This is a genomic window from Cysteiniphilum halobium (assembly GCF_003574425.1).
Classification (GTDB): domain Bacteria; phylum Pseudomonadota; class Gammaproteobacteria; order Francisellales; family Francisellaceae; genus Caedibacter; species Caedibacter halobius.
Genome location: NZ_QLIU01000090.1, coordinates 1 through 19,363, shown reverse-complemented (window position 1 = coordinate 19,363; position 19,363 = coordinate 1). Strand labels below are relative to the sequence as shown.

The following is a 19,363-nucleotide window of genomic DNA, read 5'->3' as shown; positions in this document are numbered from 1 at the left end:
TTTTTCTTCGTGTACAGAGTTATTTTTTAGATTTATATTGACTTTTACCTAATAGAGTGATTTTTAATCACAATTGTTTTATTAATGATTAGTAATGGGTCAAAATGTTAAATAATAAATCTAAGCTATGTATTGCTATAGGAATGTCGTGTCTTTTTATCACCCAAAGCATGGCGTATTCGCTAAATGGCATTAAAACAGTAAATGAGCAAAATGTAAATCATCAGCGTGTTTTGGTTAGCTCAGCGATTCATTATAATACCAATGGCAATATGTCTATGGATAATAAAGGGGCAATCTTTAGCTATAATGCAGCAAACGAGTTAACACAAGTGAGCCTCGCCGCAGGTGCTAAAGAAAGCAATTATTACTACGCCAATGGTCTGCGTGCTGTAGTGCAAAGCAATACTCAGATACTTGTGCATTACTATTCACGCAATAATGAACTGTTAAATTCAAGTGACGGTACACAACAATCATCCGCGTATTTAATAACTAATAATGTGACTGTGCGTAGTATCATGGGTGATGCAATCGTGCTGTTACACAACCGTCACGGTTCAGTCATTGGTCAGTTGAGTGATAAGCCACAGTTTTATCAATATGGTGTCTATGGGGTTCAGAAGACGGAAGACGGAAGACAGAAGACAGAAAATAAAAATGGATCATTAGATCTTGCAACCAATCCTCTTCAATATTCGGGCTATATGTTTGATCCATTGACTGGCTTATATTATCTTAAGGCACGTGATTATGATCCAAGCTTAAGAAGCTTTATCCAAGTGGATAGTTATGCTTTTAATAGCTATGGGTTAATCAATGGTTATTTCTATGGTGATAACAATCCATTAATGGGTATTGATCTAAGTGGGCACTTTTTTGCTGAATTTGGCATGTATCCTGCTTTAGCAAGAATTGAGTTTATGAGTTTGTTACAAGATACGACTTCTGTTTTAGCAAGACATAGCGAAGATAATTATCAACAAGAATCTGGACTAATGAAAATTAAAAAAGCCTCCAATCAGCTGGAATTAACTAAAAATTCTTCACCAGAAGATATATCTAAAGTAATGCAATTATTACCCGAGGAAGCAAATATTAAATCTATGAAGATTGAAAGGAAAAAGTTTTTAAAAATCATTGATAGAACAACACCAAAATATGATCCGAATAATCCTTTAAAATTAGGGCATGAGCGATTTATTATCGAAGATAATGATGGAAATATATATAGACTTGAATATGAATCAAAGGCAAATATACTCGTAAAGATTTTTGGACGATTACCTTTTTTTCGAGAACCTTTAGGAGAAATACATTTGCAAATTAATATGAAACTAAAGGGTAAATATGATGTAGTTAAAACGCTAAACAAGGAGGAAATCAGCCAGGTTATACAAAATATGGTGAACTTACAAAATAACAATAACATAAAATTACTACCAAATTATAAATTAACGGGAGGAGAGGGAGGAGATAACAGATGGAATTGCCAAATTTTCTGTCGTAGAATGCTAAAAAAAGACAATTGCATTTAATCGCTGCAGGAATGCTTATCTGAACTTCCACATCTACAATGTAAGCTTCTACACCTTATTAAAAAACTCTAATACTTGACTAAGCTTCTGATCAAAACCCTGATTGGCATCAATTGCCAACATCGGCTGGTGCCAGTTACGAATCCAGGTTAACTGGCGCTTAGCAAGCTGGCGTGTTGCTGCAACTCCTTTGGCAATAAATTCCTTATAATCATACTCACCGTCAAGATATTGCCATGCCTGGCGGTAACCGACACTACGCATTGACGGCAACTTAGCATGCATAGATGCTAAATTTTTAAGTGCTTCGACTTCTTTTAAAAAGCCATTGTCCAGCATTTGCATAAACCGCTTTTCAATCATGTAATGCAAGTGTTGACGATCACTAGGCACTAGCGCACATAGTTTAAGTGATTCGCCTAAACCACCCTCTTTTGCATTTTCAGAAATGATGTTTGAATAAGGTCGATCGGTGAGTAAGATCACCTCAACGGCGCGTTCGATTCGCTGCTGATCATGTGGATTAAGCCTATTTGCCGTTAACGGATCTTTATGCATTAAGAAATCATACCAATATGCTAGGTCTTGTAATTTTATTGTTTCACGCAAGTTGCCATCGGCTTCAGGCAGTTTTGAAATACCCTCTTGCAATGCCTTAAAGTACATCATCGTCCCACCAACAAGGAGCACTTCCTTGTTACGTGCATGGATTTCCTGAATCAGTCGATTGCTATCATTTAAAAAATCACTCACTGAATAATTAAGCCACGGCTCTATAATGTTAATTAGATGATGGCAGACACCTTCCATTTCCTGAAATGTAGGCTTAGCTGAACCAATATCCAATCTTTTATATACCAAAGCTGAATCAACACTAATAATTTCAGCATTCATTCGCTTGGCAAGCTTAATTGAAAGTCCAGTTTTACCTGAAGCAGTAGGTCCAGCTAAGGCATAGACTTTTTTTGAAATAACAGGCATGGGGAAATCATTATTGAATCAAGTGATGATTAATCTCAACTTTATATTGTTTTTTCAGTGCAGCCAAATAGTCATTTAGCGCAATATTACTATAATTGTTTTGCAGAACTTGAGTTGGTAGTTGATCAGTGCCATCGATGACTTTTGCCACTTGATAAACCCAATAAGACGCACCATTTTGTGCAAGTCTATATGTCTTCAAGCCATCGCTAAAAATTGCTGTTTTTAAGTCTTGGTCAAGTGTGAAATCACTACGCGAAATCTCTTGTGTTTTCGCCTTGACCATCGTGATTTGCTTTTTATCTTGCAATGCTTTAAGTACATCTTCGGCAGCATTTTTTGCTTGAGATAATGATGCTTTTGCAACATAAGCAGTTTTGACCTTATCTTTAACCTCAGCAAAGCTTAATATATGTTTAGGAATCACCTTATCTACCTTATAGATCATGCCATCTGTCTGACCTTGAGCAATAAAGCCTTGCGTTTTATTATGATCAAATACTGCTTCTTGCAATTTAGCATTACCTTCAATACCTGCACTTGTTGTCTTGTTATCAAATGCCTTTGTTGTTGCGATTGTTAACTTATTGGCTTTAACGACTTGCTCAAAACTGTTGCTATTAATACTTGTCAATACTTTATTAAACTTAGCCAATGCAGCACGGTTTTTAAGAATCTTCTCAATCACTGACTTTGCCGCTTGAAGTGACATCTGCGCAGGTGCTGTAATTTTTGTTAATTTGACAAACTCATTATCTGATGTTTCTTTTACCGGTGATTCAAGTGTTAGATTAAACAATGCAAACTGTGCAAAGCCCGAAGCTTCAGCTTGCGATAATGGTTTTATCTGCTTAATCTTAACTTCTTTTAATTCTTCAGCTGTTAATGCCTTATTTGCTTTAATCTTATCAGCAATTGCTTTGCTGTCTTTAGCCTTTTTATCGATGGTAATGGTCTCACCAGCTCTTAACTCTGGTGACATTAATGCATCTTTATTAGCTTGATAATAGCTATTGATCTTATCTTGCGATATAGCCGCTTTACTGACAAAATCCTGTGATGACAGTTTCACATAGGAAACAATGGCTTGCTCAGTCTGCTCATATTGTGCCTTATGTGTTTCATAATAAGCCTGAAGTTCTTTATCTGTTGGCTTGATCTTCTTAGCATAATCTTTTGCAGCAAAATCATAATACATCACTTCGCGCTTTTGCCCCATTAACGCACTTAGCATTTTTTGCTCATCACTTAATACAAATTCACTTTGTAATAATGGTGTCACAATGCTTGAATTTAATAGACTATTTGCAATCAGCGCTTTGATATTGTCAGCACCACCATATAACTTAGCTAATTCATCGAAACGCTTTGCAGAGTATTGCCCATTTTCAACAAATGCTGAATTCTGAAAAATTGCATTAGATATAGCTGATTGCGTGATGACAATATGTGATGCCGTGGCGTCTTGCTGTAACAGCGCTTGATCTACCAACTGATTCAATGTTTTTTCTTGTAGTGCCTTTTGATCAAGTGAAGGTTGCGCCTGCATGTTTTGAGATAATGCGCGTTGGTAACTGTTCTGAGAAATTTGTATATCACCGACTTTTGCTACAGACTGTGGTGAAACGCCACCTGAGACAAAGAAATAACTAATACCTGTTAATACAAAAACCGCACTCACTGCGATGATTATAATCCACGTAATCCAACCTTTAAATTTATCATTAATCGATTGCAACATATGCCACTACTACCTACTTCCATTGCGCTTAATATTAAGTCGTCACATCTTAGCATGGGAATGCCAAAGCGAAAACAAAAAGGCACACTATAAGCTATAGTATGCCTTTAAAGATGTGGTGGGTGCTCAAGTGTTCAAACTCCATACAGAGCAGAGCATTGCCCAGTAAGGGCTATGCTCTGTATGCTAAGCTAAGCACCCACGATATAGAACTATTTTAGTTCACCGCATCTTTTAATAATTTTCCTGCCTTAAATGAAGGAGACTTAGATGCTTTGATTTTCATTTTCTCACCTGTCTTAGGGTTACGACCTTCACGCGCTGCTCTTGCACGAACCTGGAATGAACCAAATCCAACAAGTGTAACTGTTTGACCTGCCTTTAACGCCTGAGTTACTGCGTCAGTCGTTGCGTCTAACGCGCGCTGAGCGACATCCTTTGTTACATCAGCTTTTTCTGCGATTGCTTTTACTAGTTCACTTTTATTCACGATGCTTTCCTCTTTCGTTGTTGAATAACTCTTTCCTATAAGCGATAAGGTATCGCCACCCGCATAAGTTATAGCAAGCACAATACCTCACGTCAACACGGTTTATTGCTAATTCGTGGTTTTTTAACGTTTTTTTGATGTTTTTACATTTTTTCTAGCTTTTTTTGGCTTTTTTTGAAATAAGCGCACGTGTTAAAACTTCTTCAATTCGCTTTACAGCAATGATTTCCAAACCATCTTTTACGTTCTGTGGAATCTCTTGAAGATCCTTTTTATTTTCAAACGGAATTAAGACTGTCGTAATACCACCACGAAGTGCTGCTAAGAGCTTTTCTTTTAAGCCCCCGATAGGTAATACATCACCACGTAAGGTAATCTCACCAGTCATCGCAACATCTTTTCTAACAGGAATAGCAGTTAACGAAGATAAAACCGCCGTACACATTGCAATACCAGCGCTTGGCCCATCTTTTGGTGTAGCCCCCTCTGGCACATGAATATGAAAATCATGTTTTTCATAAAAGTCATCATCCAAGCCATAATCTTTAGCCATCGTACGAACAACAGTTAAGGCCGCATGGATAGATTCTTGCATCACTTCACCTAGCTTACCGGTGCTCTTAAGCTTACCCTTGCCCGAGGTAGTAACAGCCTCAATGGTTAATAGATCGCCACCGACCTCAGTCCACGCAAGACCTGTGACTTGTCCGACTTTATCCTCTTGCTGTGCTAAACCGAAATCATAGCGTCTGACACCAAGATACTTATCAAGATTTTTACCATTAACAGAGACTTTCTTGCCGTCTTTAGCAGATAGGATGTGCTTCACTGCTTTGCGACATATCTTGTTAAGCTCTTGCTGCAGGCGACGCACACCCGCTTCACGTGTATAATAACGAATAATATCATCGATCACTTTATCAGCAACTGAAATTTCAGTTTGTTTCAAGCCATTATCTTTAATCGCCCTTGGCAGTAAATAGTTCTTGGCAATATTCTTTTTCTCATCCTCGGTATAACCAGATAGATAAATAATTTCCATCCGATCTCTTAATGCATCAGGAATGTTCAGGCTATTTGCTGTTGCTACAAACATTACATCTGATAAATCATAATCAACATCTAGATAATGATCATTAAAGGTATTGTTTTGCTCGGGGTCTAATACCTCAAGCATCGCTGAAGATGGATCTCCACGAAAATCAGCTGACATCTTATCGATTTCATCTAATAAAAATAGCGGATTATTCACTTGTACTTTATTGATCTTTTGCATAATCTGGCCAGGAAGTGCACCAATATACGTGCGTCTATGTCCACGAATCTCTGCTTCATCTTTAACGCCACCCAATGCCATACGCACATATTTACGCCCCGTCGCTTTGGCAATAGATTGCCCAAGGGATGTTTTCCCAACGCCAGGAGGACCTACCAAACACAAAATAGGCCCTTTAAGCTTACGCATTCTTTGTTGCACTGCTAGGTATTCCAAAATACGCTCTTTGACCTTTTCCAAGCCATAATGATCAATATTTAAGACATCTTCCGCTTGCCTCAAATCTCTTTTTACTTTACTACGCTTTGACCACGGTAATGAAGTAAGCGTTTCAATATAGTTACGTGATACGGAAGATTCTGCCGAAGATGGCGGCATTGCTTTGAGCTTCTTAAGCTCAGACAATGCTTTCTCTGTCGCTTCTTTCGACATTTTTGCTGTGTTAATTTTTTCTTTTAACTGCTCAAATTCTTGTGCTTCATCAGCATCACCCATCTCTTTATAGATCGCTTTGATTTGTTCATTGAGATAGTATTCACGCTGATTACGTTCAACCTGTGATTTCACACGGTCTTTAATATTGCGCTCAAGCTCTAATACATCCGTTTCTGCCATTAATAGTTTTAACAACAAAGATGCACGCTGCTGCAGATTTTCTGCTTCAAGCACTTCTTGTTTTTTTGTGACAGTTGCATGCACCTGTGCTACAACCGTATCAATAATTCGTGTTAAATTGGTATCTGACAAAATTGACGATAAAATCTCTTTGGGAATCTGACCATTCATATCTGCTAAAGTTTTAAAGCTAGATAAGATCGCACGAATAAAGCCACTCTCATCAACATCATTTAGGTCATTTTTTGTTTCAATTAACTCAATTTGAGCAGCGATAAAGGGGGTATCTTCAAAATACTTGAGCACCTTAGCACGACGAATGCCTTCAACCAATACCTTATATGTACCATCGGGCAACTTCATCAACTGCAGGATCTTGGCATAGGTTCCTGTGGTGTGTAAGTCCTTGACTTTAGGATTATCGACATCATCGGATTTTTGTGTCATCAAGAGCACTTTTTGTCGTGTTGCATGTGCCTCACTAATTGCAGCAATTGACTTTTCTCTACCGACAAAAAGGGGAACTGCCATGTAAGGGTAAACCACGATATCTCTTAACGGTACAACCGGTACCAACTCTTCAACATTCTGTTTATCATTAGAATATAATTGCATGCACATTAACCTTATTGAGCTGAAGCCAGTCTAAATTGCGCTTGATCTTTTAAAACAATCAGTGGCTCTTCTTTACCATTGATTGCTTGCTCATCGATCACGACTTTTTCAACATTCTCAATCGATGGCGCCTCAAACATGATATTAAGCAGCGCATTTTCCAAAATGGAGCGCAATCCTCGTGCACCCGTTTTGCGTTTAACCGCTCTATGAGCTGCTGCTTTAATCGCCTCATGCGTAAACTCGACATTGACCTCTTCAATTTCAAATAGCTTCGTATACTGCTTAATCAAGGCATTTCTTGGCTCAGTTAAAATTTTCACCAATGCCTCTTCATCGAGTTCCTCCAAAATAGCCATAACCGGCAAACGTCCGATTAATTCAGGAATCAAGCCAAATTTCACCAAATCTTCTGGCTCAACTTGCTTAAGCAAACGATTATGAGACGCCTGATCATTTTTACCAAAAACTTCAGCACCAAAACCAATACCTGACTTTTCTGTTCGCTGTTGAATTACTGATTCAATGCCTGCAAAAGCACCACCACAAATAAATAAAATATTGCTGGTATCCACTTGTTCAAGATCTTGGTTGGGATGCTTTCTGCCACCTTTTGGTGGCACTGATGCAACTGTACCTTCAATTAGTTTTAATAATGCTTGTTGCACTCCTTCACCAGAGACATCACGCGTAATCGACGGATTTTCTGATTTACGTGCAATTTTATCAATCTCATCAATGTAAATAATGCCACGCTCTGCTTTTTTGACATCAAAGTCAGCATTTTGCAATAACTTTTGAATCACATTTTCAACATCTTCACCAACATAACCTGCTTCTGTTAACGTCGTTGCATCAGCAATAGCAAAAGGAACATTAAGCATTTTTGCCAAAGTTTGCGCAAGCAAAGTTTTACCTGAACCTGTTGGGCCTAGCAGTAAAATATTACTCTTAGACAATGTCACATCATCATCTTGTGTTTGCTTGTTATAAATTCTCTTGTAGTGATTGTATACCGCTACTGACAATACTTTTTTAGGCGCATCTTGCCCAATAATATATTCATCTAAATGTTTCTTGATATCAACAGGTTTAGGTAAACTCTGCTTGCCTTCAGGCGTTGATAAATCAGGCTCCTGCGTTGCGTCTTGCGATCCACCTGTTTTGATAATTCCCTCGCATAAGGTCACACACTCATTACAAATATAAACCGAAGGTCCTGCAATTAACTTACGTACTTCTTGTTGTGATTTCCCACAAAATGAACAATACAGCGTGCGCCCGCTGCCACTATCACCCTCGCCACGTCTTTTTCTTGGCATATTTTCCTCTCTAAAAACAATCAAAATTATAAACGCCCACCGAGTTGCGGACGATTAGGCAGAAATTCAAGCTTTTATTCTTTATTTAACACCCGGAATATGTGCTCTTGATTCAATCACTTGATCGATTAACCCATATTCTTTTGCTTCTTCTGCCATCATAAAATTATCACGGTCAGTATCTTTTACAGTTTGCTCATACGACTGGCTCGTATGACGCGCCAACACACGATTCAAGCGTTCTTTAATTCTTAGCATATTACGCGCATGAATCTCAACATCAGATGCCTGCCCTCTAAAACCACCTAGCGGTTGATGAATCATAATTTGCGAATGTGGCAGGCTATAGCGCTTACCTTTTTCACCCGCTGCCAACAATACCGCACCCATACTTGCCGCCAAACCGATACAAATCGTACTAACATTTGGCTTGATAAACTGCATCGTATCATAAACACCCATACCCGCAGTGACTGAACCACCCGGTGAGTTAATATAAAAATAAATATCTTTATCAGGATTCTCTGATTCTAAAAATAATAATTGAGCAATCACTAAATTGGCAGATGTATCATGCACTTCGCCATTTAAAAACACAATGCGCTCTTTTAATAAACGCGAGTAAATATCATATGAGCGCTCACCACGAGATGTTTGCTCAACAACCATAGGAACTAAATTATTTGTAATCATATTTTCACCTTATATTCATATTGCAAGTGTTTTGCACTAACAAGTTAATAATAAAAAAGCCACAAACGTGGCTCTTAGTTTAAGTTGATTATTTCATTTTCTCCAGTGATTTACTGGCACAAATTGCTTTGCTTTAAGCTATCGCTTAAAACATATCACCTTGTGGTAACACTTTCTTAATTAAATCAAAAAAGTCTTCGGTTTTTTCAGTCGTTTGACCCTGCTCAACTACCCAATCAACCAATTTATTTTCAACCACAACGTTTTTGATATTCTCTAGCTCTTTCTTATTATTTTTAACATGATCACGCACTTCTTGCGCATCTTCGTACACAGAAGCCATCTCTTCGATCACTGTATCAATCGCATCTTGATCGGCTTCAAACTTCTGATCACGTACAATCGCTTGCAAGATCAAACCCAACTTAACTGATTTTTCAGCCTTAACTTTGAATAAATCATCCGGCAAGTCTTCTGCTTTCATTTTTGACTTAGCCCCACCCATGCGCTCAATTAAATCCTGCTTAGAGCGATCGATCTCACGCTTGATTAGTGATTTAGGCACATCAAAATCAATAATATCAACCAACTGATCAAATACTTGTGTTTTCACTGTTTTACTAATAGCATTTTTTAGCTCACGTGCCATGTTTTGCTTGATCTCAACATAAAACTCATCAATACCACCCTTGATACCAAACTGCTCAACGAATTTGTCATCAATCTCCGGTAACTCAGCTTCTTTAATATTTTTAACCACGATATCAAACTGTGCTGCTTTACCTTTTAGCTCATCATTTTGATAATCTTCAGGGAAAGTTACATCAATGGTTTTTTCTTCATCTTTTTTCATACCGATGATACCATCTTCAAATCCAGGAATCATTTGACCTGAACCGATCATCACCTCAGAAGCGTTTGCTGAACCACCTTCAAATACTTCACCATCAACACGACCAACAAAATCAATTGTCACACGATCATCAGTTTTCACTTCACGCTCAACCTCTTTCCAAGTTGCAAGCTGTTTGCGAAGGTTGCTAATCATTTGATCTGTTTGCGCATCACCTAGTTCAACGACTGGTTTTTCAACTGAAATTTTATCTAAATCTTTAACAACCACCTCAGGGAAAAGCTCAACATTAACATTGAATTTAAGTGCCTCCCCTTCTTTGTTATTTAGAATTTCAACCTCAACGCCAGCTGCATTTAACTTGTGTTCTTCTATTGCTTTGCTGTATTTGCTTGGTAAAACATCACCTAACACTTCAAAACGTACTTGTTCACCATATTTTTTCTTAATCATACCAGCTGGTACTTTACCTGGTCTAAAACCATCGACTTTCGCTGTTTTAGCAATACGCTGAATACGCTTTGATACTTCTGTATCAATTTCAGCTGCTGGCAACTCAATATTTAAAACGCAATGAATGCCTTCTTTTTTTTCAACAGATACTTGCATTACTAATCCTTATTTGTACACATTATATTTTTAAGGTTTAAAATTCAGGGTCAGAGTTTATATTTTGCTCGCTCAATTGTCTAGCGCTTTAATGCTCGAATTTAAAGCGCCAGCCTATTTTCTCTTTAAGAAGCGCTCGACTTTACTTTAAGAACAGCTACAATAATTACATTAAATGCTTGTGAACAACACAAGCACACACAACCACAAAATAGATATCATGACACATAAAACCTATCAATGGCCTTACTCACCACTTATTACAGTCTTTTTACTAGCACCCGTCGTTTTTAGTTTCGCACTGGCATTAGACACTTATATGCCCGTTATTCCTGAGATGAAAGCGATTTTAAACACCAGTCAGGAAATGGTGCAATTAACCCTATCTTTATTCTTTCTTGTCACAGGGTTTGGTCAACTTATTCTAGGGCCACTATCAGATCAGTTTGGTCGCTACAAAATACTTTTTATTTCCGTTTCTTTATTTTTTATTGGCTCATTATTGTGCGCACTATCAAATCATATCGGCTGGCTTATTGCCTTTCGCATTATTCAGGGTTTTGGCGCTTGCGGTATGTCTGTTAGCGCATTTGCTATTGTGCGCGATGCCTTCTCCGGCAAGAAAAGTGCGATGATTTATAGCTTTCTAAATGCTATGATTTCTATCTCACCCATTTTAGGTCCCATCATTGGTGTCTTATTAACGGCTTATTTTCCATGGCATGCTGTGTTCTATTTTTTAGCAGGTCTTGGTGCATTCACACTGATATTAACAATCCTATTTATTAAAGAAAGTGCACATCCAAATAATCGCAAGCCTTTTAATTTCAGCCTCTTTGGTCGTTATCTAAGCATTTGCAAGAGTCTTACCTTCTGGGCATATACTTTGCCTGCAATTGCTGGGGTTTCAGCTTTTTTCACACTTTTCTCAATGACGCCCTACATCATTCAAACGCTTGAGGAACCACGTTCACAAATCGGTATTTTCTTTGGTCTGGCAGGTGGTGCATTTTTAATTGGTTCGCTAATCTCTGGTGCCGTTGTTCATAAACTGGGCGTTTTAAAAACCTCGATACTAGGGTCAATATTAATATTATCTTCAGGTATTTTGCTTATCATAATCTATCAACTTTTTGGTTTAAGCTTATGGGGCTTTTTTGGTCCGAGCATGCTCGCTACTTTTGGTTGTGCGTTAACCGCAGGCTCAGGTGCCAGTGGTGCACTTGAGCCCTTTGGTGCATATCCTGGAGCCGCATCAGCGATGTTTGGCGCCCTTGAATTAGGTGGCAGCTCAGTAGTTGGTTCAGTAGCAACGCTCTTTGCAATCAATACTTCTTACCCACTGGCACTGACAATGCTTGCAACCTCAATCACCAGCTTAGTTTTATTATCTGCCTTAACCCTCTCTTTAAATAAAAACACAGCAAACACATAAAACATGAATGACTTCTCTGCCCGTAAAATAATTCATATCGACATGGATTATTTTTTTGCGCAAGTCGAGGAAAAAGACAATCCCGCTCTTTGTGATAAGCCTTTTGCCGTTGGTGGTAATAATATCAAGCGTGGTGTGCTTTGCACTTGCAATTATATTGCACGAAGTTATGGTGTACACTCTGCGATGCCAACACGTATTGCACTACAAAAATGTCCCCAGTTAATCTTGCTCCCCACCGATTTTGATAAATATAAACATGTCTCCAATATTATTCGCGATATCTTTAAAAGTATTAGCCCGCTGGTTGAACCATTATCATTGGACGAGGCTTATATTGATGTAACAGATGTAAAAAGCCACGCCAATAGCGCAACATTAATAGCACAAGCTATCAAAGAGGAGATTTTGCAACAAACAGGACTTACTGCCTCAGCAGGTGTTGCCCCCAACAAACTCTTAGCAAAAATTGCCAGTGATATTAATAAACCCAATGGCTTATATGTCATTCGTCCACAAGATGTAAAGCAATTTATTCAGGACTTACCCGTTGGCAAGCTTTTTGGTGTTGGTAGCGTCACAAAAGATAAACTTCAAAAAATGGGACTTAAAACCTGTGCTGATTTGCAAAGGCTTAATATTACCGAGTTAGAGCACAGCTTTGGCAAGCTTGGCACCAGTTTGCATGATTACTGTCGTGGTATTGATCGGCGCGTGGTCAACCCCAAACGCATTCGCAAATCATTAGGTGTTGAACACACTTATCAATACGACCTAACAACACCAGATGAATGTATTAAAGCATTAAAACAGTTATATCAAGAGCTTTTAGTAAAACTAAAGCCTGAACATATACTATGCATCGAAGGTATTTTTATTAAAATCACTGATAACACATTTCACAAAAAAAGTATTGAACGCCACGCCCAAAGTAACGAGCTTAATCTCTACCTTATGTTATTTGACAACTTATATCAAAAACAAACCAACCCCATTCGCTTACTTGGCTTAGGTGTCAAGCTCAATGATCAACCTATTAGACAAATTCCTCTCTCATATTTATAAAAATTCATTAAAATATTATAAACATTTGCTTGCTTACATATTTCTAAAGAGGCGTTCTATATTACTTTGTTTGGATATCTTAAATTATGAACACATAGCTTCATACCAAACAACCTCCGGTAACAGTTCGAAATAGGAGCAGATAAGTAACTAAGCAAATACATATCCCATCAAAAATATACTCACAAACCACTTCCCGATCTGTTATTGCATATAATTTTTCCTGACACTAAACCAACAGCAATACATACAGCAACCATAAACATTTGGCAAGTTTGGTGTAAAGCCAAAATATAATCACCTTGGGATAAACTTACGACCCCTCTAAACCCTACGCTTCCGCTGACTAAAAAGACAATTCCTGGCAACAATATGATTGACTCAGGCTTTTTACATTTATTACTCCATTTAGCAGAATAGATAGAACAAATGAATGCTGCTAAAATATTACCAAAATTTGGACTAGACAATATTTTTTCTGCAAATAAAATTGATACAATCATCAATACTATGGCTAAGCTAACCCACAAAAATTCCCTTTTAGGTATCTGAAAAATAATAGAAAAACCCATTGACATAACCACTGCACTAATCCACTTGTAATCTGTAATTTGACTTAGTAATTGATGATCAATAATTGGCGCTCCTACCAATATTTTTTGACAAAACAACACACTAAAGTAAATCGCTGAAAATAATGTCACTAAATATGTGACCCCATTAACTAGGTTTATAAAGCCTGACAGTGTATATTTATAGCTAATTTCAATAATACCTGAGCTAATTGTAAATCCTGGAATTAAATAAATTATTGCAGATAAACTTATCAGGTATGGATTTAGTTCTGGGGAAACAAAAGAGCATGTCCCAGCTATCAGTCCAATTAGGCTTGCACTCAAAAACGCCTCAAAATATCCTAGTCTATAGCGTTTCATAGCAATCGAAGATAGATATACTATCACACCCAAAACTGCAGACAGTAAAATTGAAATATAGTTACATTGTAAAAAACCAGCGAAACCAGCACTTGCAGCCAAATAACCTATACTCACCGTCCAAACGCTATAATAAGGTAAGCTCTTATCAATTTGATCTAGACTATTGCTAGCTTCTAGTACATTCATCTGACCATGCTGAACTTTCCAGATGAGAGCACTGATTTTAATTATCTTATTTATATCTAAAGCAGCATCTCCCACTCTAAGGAGCTTAGTATGAGAAAAGTTCGTTTTTTGGCTATAAGCATGCATAAAAATTTGATTAGGTAAAACGATAAACTCTCCTACACAACCAAGAGCCAAGGCTGTTTTTGATAAAAACTGTTCCAATCTCTTTGATTGCACACCTGCACTATGAGTTATAATTGCTAATTTAACTAGTAGATTAAAAATTTGACTAAAATAGCCTACAGAGATTTTTTTAATCATTCATATACCTTAAAAGTTTTAACGCTTTGTAAAACTGTTTGAAACTATTTCTATAAAACTTTTCAAATTTTATTCAGAACGATGTATCCATCCTTTATTATCAGCTTTAAATTATCTAAAGGATTAGCCATGACAGAAATATCATTCAATGGATTCTTATCAACGGCAATAATATCGGCATACGCCCCTTGTCCAATAAACCCAAGCTTTTTCTCCATATTAAGTAACTCTGCATTTTTATAAGTTGCCGAATATAATGTTTGAAATGTTGTTTCAGCTTTAGATCTCAGTATGAATTCAGAACATTGATACTGCATTAAACCACCTAATAAATCAGTACCAAAACCTAAATTAACATTATATTTATGCGCAATTTTAATTGCTTTAATACAAGATGCTCTCACCTCTTCAAGCTTTTCTAACACTACTGCTGGCGTGTTATACTCCTTCCCATGCTGATAAAGTGCCTCATATATAGCAAGTGTTGGAACAATAAACACATCTTTTTTTTCATTAATATATTTCGCTGATTTTTCATCCAATAAATTAGCATGCTCCAAAGATCTAACACCAAGCTTAACGCACCGGATAAGCGCCTCCGGAGTATAGGCATGAGCCATAACATAAGTTCCATTTCGATTTGCTTCATCAACAATTGCTAATATTTCTTGATCTGAAAACTGAAGACTTTGAACCTTATCTGTAGGTGAGGCAATACCACCTGCTGCCATAATTTTAATCTGGGTTGCACCTTCCCTTAACTGCTCCCTAGTTGCTTTTAACACCTCTGGAACACCATCACAAAGAGTCGAAATATTTGACCCACTTACTTGACAAGAACAGCACTCTGACTCTGCAGAGTGTCTAAAATCACCATGCCCATTTGTAGCACTTAATGCTTTACCACTATAAAATAGCCGTGGAGTGGATTCTTTTCTCATGGAAAATGAGCGCGCTATACCTAATCCAGCGCCACCAGCATCCCTTAGCGTAGTAAAGCCTCTTAATAAACTCTCCTTAGCTGCATCAATAGCATTGATTGCCAGATAATCTTGTGGCAAATGATCATTTGCCAGATCTACTGATGAAGCTGTTGATAAATGCACGTGCGCATCTATTAATCCTGGCATTAAGTACATACCTTTTGCATCAATGATCTCCTGTGGTGTAAAGTCGGCAATCCTTTCGTTTGTTAATGCTTTTATGATGCCCTCTTCAATATATAAATAATGATAATCTTTAATTTCATTATCCTGACCATTAAATACTGACACGTTTTCAATTAAAAAACTTCTCATGCTAATTCATCCTCAAAAGTGTAATTTTTTCTTTCTTGTATCATGACCGTATGATTAACATTTGTGAAATTTATATTTTTTATGAGACAATATAAATCAAATGAATACCATTCTACTCTTTGTGATAAATATGCGTGTAGATCAATTAAACTTAAACCTTCTGCGCACTTTGCATGTGCTATTGGATAAAAAAAGCGTTACGATCGCCAGTATCAAGCTATTTAGAACCCAACCAGCGGTAAGTAACTCTTTAAAACAACTTCGAGAAATCTTTCAGGATCCTCTTTTATTACCAAACAAAACTGAAACAGGTTTTGTATTAACCGAAAAAGCCAAACAAATACAAAGCCAACTCCATCATATAATGCATAAAATTGATCATCTGTTACAACCAAATACTCTTTTCAACCCAAAAGAAATTAATCTTGAAATATCTATTGGAATTCAAGAACATATAGATAAAGCATTTATTGATCTGCTTTATCAACAAATAAAAGAACTTCCAAAAATTAAAATAAACTTGCACAGAATTACTAGCCTAGATAGCATAAACAAATCAAAGCTTCAAAGCTTTGATTTTTTGATTGGAAGCTTTAGCTCTATTCCGTCAAACTTCTCCCGCGAGTTATACTTTAAAGATACCTATATCTGTTTATCAGGCAACCAAAACTTAAACAAACAGATGACAATAAGTGTCAATGACCTTAATAAATATGAACACGTTGCCATATCCTACAGTTCCAATATTGCAAATACCATCATAGAGAACTCCTTACAAAGCTTTGGCATTCAACGTAAATATCGACTTATTGTTTCAAATATAGAAATGCTAGGCAGTATAATTTTAGATTACAACCTACTTTGTATTACTATGTTCAAATCAGCAGCAGCATTTACCAATTTAGTTAATTTGAAAATATTTAATCTCCCATTCATCACACCAGAGATTGATATTCATTTGCTTCATCAAGATCTTACATTGAGTCCTCAAAAATCATGGTTTAAGCACAATATCTTAAATGAAATATCCAAATTATTTCTTAATACCACAAAATAACTTCCACACTAAATCTAATAGCTTGACTACTAAAACACAGATTAATATCATCAGCAGTACTTTAAAATCTCAACTTATGGAAATATCATGATTGTAAAACCTGAAATCATGCGTGGTGGTTTGGTTAAGAACCCACACCCAATTGGCTGCAAAGCAGTTGTTGAAAAGCAGATTAATTATATGAAAAGCTTACCAAAATTTACGCGTAAAAAACGCGCACTAATTATTGGCGGATCATCCGGCTATGGTCTTGCATCACGCATTGCCCTTGCTTATGGTGCTGATGCTGATACGATTAGTGTATCATTTGAGCCAGGCATTAATGACAAACGCTTAGGCAGTGCTGGCTGGTGGAATAACATCTGGTTTAAAGAGCAAGCTGAAAAGGATGGGCTTATTGCTAAAAACATTATTGGGGATGCGTTTTCTGATGAAATCAGACAACAGACCATCGACATGATCAAAAAAGAATTTGACAACAAAGTTGATATATTGATCTATAGCCTTGCTTCACCAAGACGCACTGATCCTAAAACAGGTATTACACACAACTCAGTATTAAAAAGCACAATAGGTGAAATCGTAGCACCAACACTTGACCTGAACAAGCAAATCATTATCGATGGTAAAATGATGGCAGCAACTCAGCATGATATTAATGAAACCATCAAAGTAATGGGTGGTGAAGATTGGCAGCTTTGGATTGAGTCACTTAAAAACGCTAACGTCTTAGCACATGGCTTTAAAACTACCGCCTACTCCTATGATGGTGCTGATTGCACTGATGCCATTTATAAAAAAGGCACGATTGGTGCTGCTAAGCGTCATTTAGAAAAAACTGCGCTGACAGTTAATAAAGAACTACATGATCTACAAGGTGAAGCATTTGTTACCGTGGCCAAAGCATTAGTAACAAAAGCTAGCGCTTTTATTCCACTATTTCCACTCTATGGCTGCGCGCTTTTTAAGGTCATGAAAGAACTTGGCACACATGAGAACACCATTGAGCAAATCGATCGTTTTATGCGTGATATGATGTATGGTAACAAACGTATTACGGATAAATTTGGACGTGTGCGCCCTGACAATCTTGAAATGGATGCCAACACCCAAGCATTGACTAATATAATCATGTCCAAGATGACATCCGAGAATTTTAAAGATATCAGTGATTTTGCTGGCTTTTATCAGGATTTTCTAGAACTAAACGGCTTTAATGTTGCCGGCGTTGACTATGATGCATCTATTGATGTTGATGCATTAAAATTAAAGCGACCCTAATCACTCACAAGACTTGTGTTACAGCAAAATAGCTAGATGAATTAGGAAAATGGGCGAAATATTTTCTAAGCTACAGGATCAAGATAAGCAAAATAGACTAATACAAATGAATACATACAATTGAAAAAGTAAATTTTTATCCTTCTTGCTGTGATTTTGAGCCCATCCATCTAACTGTGTAAATTTTCCATAGCACTTAAATTCTGCCTTCAAATTTAATTAAAAAATGCGGCATTGCTTCACTCCAACTTCTAATTGGCATCGTCCATTTTTTTGTCATATAGTCAATGGCCAAAAATAGGGTTTTAAATACTGCATTATCATTGGGGAAAGAACGCTTATTTTTCGTTACTTTCCTCAACTGGCTATTCACAGACTCAATTGCATTGGTCGTATAAATCACCTTGCGTATTTGATCAGGGTATTGCATAAATACAACCAGGTTATCCCAGTGAGCATACCATGATTTGGAAATATGCGGGTATTGTTTATCCCATTTCTGTGCAAAAGCCTCTAATGCCATCAAGGCTGACTCTTCTGTGGCTGCAGTATAGATAGGTTTTAAATCAGCGGCCACTTCTTTTCGTTGCTTATAAGAGACATAGTTAAGGCTATTTCTGATTTGATGAACAATACAAAGCTGATGCTCTGTTTTAGGAAAAGCAGCACTAATGGCATCAGACATGCCTGTTAAATTATCTGTACAGGCAATTAAAACATCCTGTACGCCACGGTTTTTCAGCTCGGTTAAGTTGGCCAGCCAGAACTTAGCCCCTTCGTTCTCACTCATCCAAAGGCCTAGCACATCTTTTTTCCCTGTACAATCTATACCTAAAGCAACATAAACGGCTTTATTTAGCACACGCTTATCCTGACGGACTTTAACCACCAGGCAGTCAAAGAAAACAATCGGATAAACTGCATCTAATGGCCGAGATTGCCAATGTTTGACTTCTTCCAACACCTCATCGGTAATCTTACTGATTAAGCTTGTGCTGATCTCAGCACCACCATAAAGCTCCTGTAATTGCAATTGAATATCTGAAACACCAGCAATTCCCGCTGAG

15 protein-coding genes are annotated in these 19,363 nt (G+C 37.3%); 5 read left to right on the top strand and 10 right to left on the bottom strand.

Translation table 11 applies throughout. The features are described 5' to 3' along the window. Positions 1-104 precede the first annotated feature (104 nt). Entirely contained in the window at positions 105-1,538 is a 1,434-nt protein-coding gene (locus tag DNK85_RS10995) for an RHS repeat domain-containing protein (protein WP_119329598.1), read from the top strand. Between the two features lie 48 nt (positions 1,539-1,586). Here DNK85_RS10995 and miaA read toward each other — a convergent pair whose 3' ends face one another. From miaA to tig, 7 genes are all read right to left on the bottom strand, one after another. Next, entirely contained in the window at positions 1,587-2,510 is a 924-nt protein-coding gene (gene miaA, locus DNK85_RS10990; protein ID WP_119329600.1) for a tRNA (adenosine(37)-N6)-dimethylallyltransferase MiaA, read from the bottom strand. A 19-nt stretch (positions 2,511-2,529) separates the two neighbouring features. After that, positions 2,530-4,260 carry a SurA N-terminal domain-containing protein gene (locus tag DNK85_RS10985; protein ID WP_119329597.1) on the bottom strand — a complete coding sequence of 577 codons (1,731 nt, stop codon included), beginning with the start codon at positions 4,258-4,260 and terminating at the stop codon, positions 2,530-2,532. 217 nt (positions 4,261-4,477) lie between these two features. Continuing rightward, positions 4,478-4,789, bottom strand: coding sequence for an HU family DNA-binding protein (locus DNK85_RS10980; protein ID WP_162896701.1), 312 nt, complete (start codon positions 4,787-4,789; stop codon positions 4,478-4,480). Positions 4,790-4,904: 115 nt separating this feature from the next. Beyond that, a complete protein-coding gene (gene lon / locus DNK85_RS10975; protein ID WP_407919671.1) occupies positions 4,905-7,262 on the bottom strand; it encodes an endopeptidase La in 2,358 nt (785 codons plus the stop codon). Positions 7,263-7,267: 5 nt separating this feature from the next. Beyond that, the gene (gene clpX, locus DNK85_RS10970; RefSeq protein WP_119329595.1) at positions 7,268-8,578 is read right to left on the bottom strand and encodes an ATP-dependent Clp protease ATP-binding subunit ClpX; all 1,311 of its coding nucleotides are present in this window, start codon (positions 8,576-8,578) and stop codon (positions 7,268-7,270) included. A gap of 81 nt (positions 8,579-8,659) precedes the next feature. Then, positions 8,660-9,271, bottom strand: coding sequence for an ATP-dependent Clp endopeptidase proteolytic subunit ClpP (gene clpP, locus DNK85_RS10965; protein WP_119329594.1), 612 nt, complete (start codon positions 9,269-9,271; stop codon positions 8,660-8,662). A gap of 145 nt (positions 9,272-9,416) precedes the next feature. Then, positions 9,417-10,733, bottom strand: a complete 1,317-nt coding sequence (gene tig / locus DNK85_RS10960; RefSeq protein ID WP_119329593.1) for a trigger factor — start codon at positions 10,731-10,733, stop codon at positions 9,417-9,419. A 220-nt stretch (positions 10,734-10,953) separates the two neighbouring features. On the opposite strand from tig, the gene DNK85_RS10955 reads away from it, so the two are divergent. Together DNK85_RS10955 and dinB are read left to right on the top strand one after the other, a co-directional pair. After that, complete coding sequence (locus DNK85_RS10955; protein ID WP_119329592.1) at positions 10,954-12,168, top strand: multidrug effflux MFS transporter; 1,215 nt, start codon at positions 10,954-10,956, stop codon at positions 12,166-12,168. 3 nt (positions 12,169-12,171) lie between these two features. Next, complete coding sequence (gene dinB, locus DNK85_RS10950; protein WP_119329591.1) at positions 12,172-13,233, top strand: DNA polymerase IV; 1,062 nt, start codon at positions 12,172-12,174, stop codon at positions 13,231-13,233. Between the two features lie 182 nt (positions 13,234-13,415). Here dinB and DNK85_RS10945 read toward each other — a convergent pair whose 3' ends face one another. Next, complete coding sequence (locus tag DNK85_RS10945) at positions 13,416-14,660, bottom strand: threonine/serine exporter family protein (RefSeq protein ID WP_119329590.1); 1,245 nt, start codon at positions 14,658-14,660, stop codon at positions 13,416-13,418. 62 nt (positions 14,661-14,722) lie between these two features. Next, positions 14,723-15,958 carry a metal-dependent hydrolase family protein gene (locus DNK85_RS10940; RefSeq protein WP_119329589.1) on the bottom strand — a complete coding sequence of 412 codons (1,236 nt, stop codon included), beginning with the start codon at positions 15,956-15,958 and terminating at the stop codon, positions 14,723-14,725. A gap of 130 nt (positions 15,959-16,088) precedes the next feature. On the opposite strand from DNK85_RS10940, the gene DNK85_RS10935 reads away from it, so the two are divergent. Together DNK85_RS10935 and fabV are read left to right on the top strand one after the other, a co-directional pair. After that, positions 16,089-17,015 carry a LysR family transcriptional regulator gene (locus DNK85_RS10935; protein WP_162896700.1) on the top strand — a complete coding sequence of 309 codons (927 nt, stop codon included), beginning with the start codon at positions 16,089-16,091 and terminating at the stop codon, positions 17,013-17,015. Between the two features lie 87 nt (positions 17,016-17,102). Further along, the gene (gene fabV, locus DNK85_RS10930; protein WP_119329587.1) at positions 17,103-18,296 is read left to right on the top strand and encodes an enoyl-ACP reductase FabV; all 1,194 of its coding nucleotides are present in this window, start codon (positions 17,103-17,105) and stop codon (positions 18,294-18,296) included. A 196-nt stretch (positions 18,297-18,492) separates the two neighbouring features. Here fabV and DNK85_RS10925 read toward each other — a convergent pair. Next, positions 18,493-19,363 (bottom strand): IS256 family transposase (locus tag DNK85_RS10925; RefSeq protein WP_119329586.1); only part of this gene is annotated, 871 nt, incomplete at its 5' end.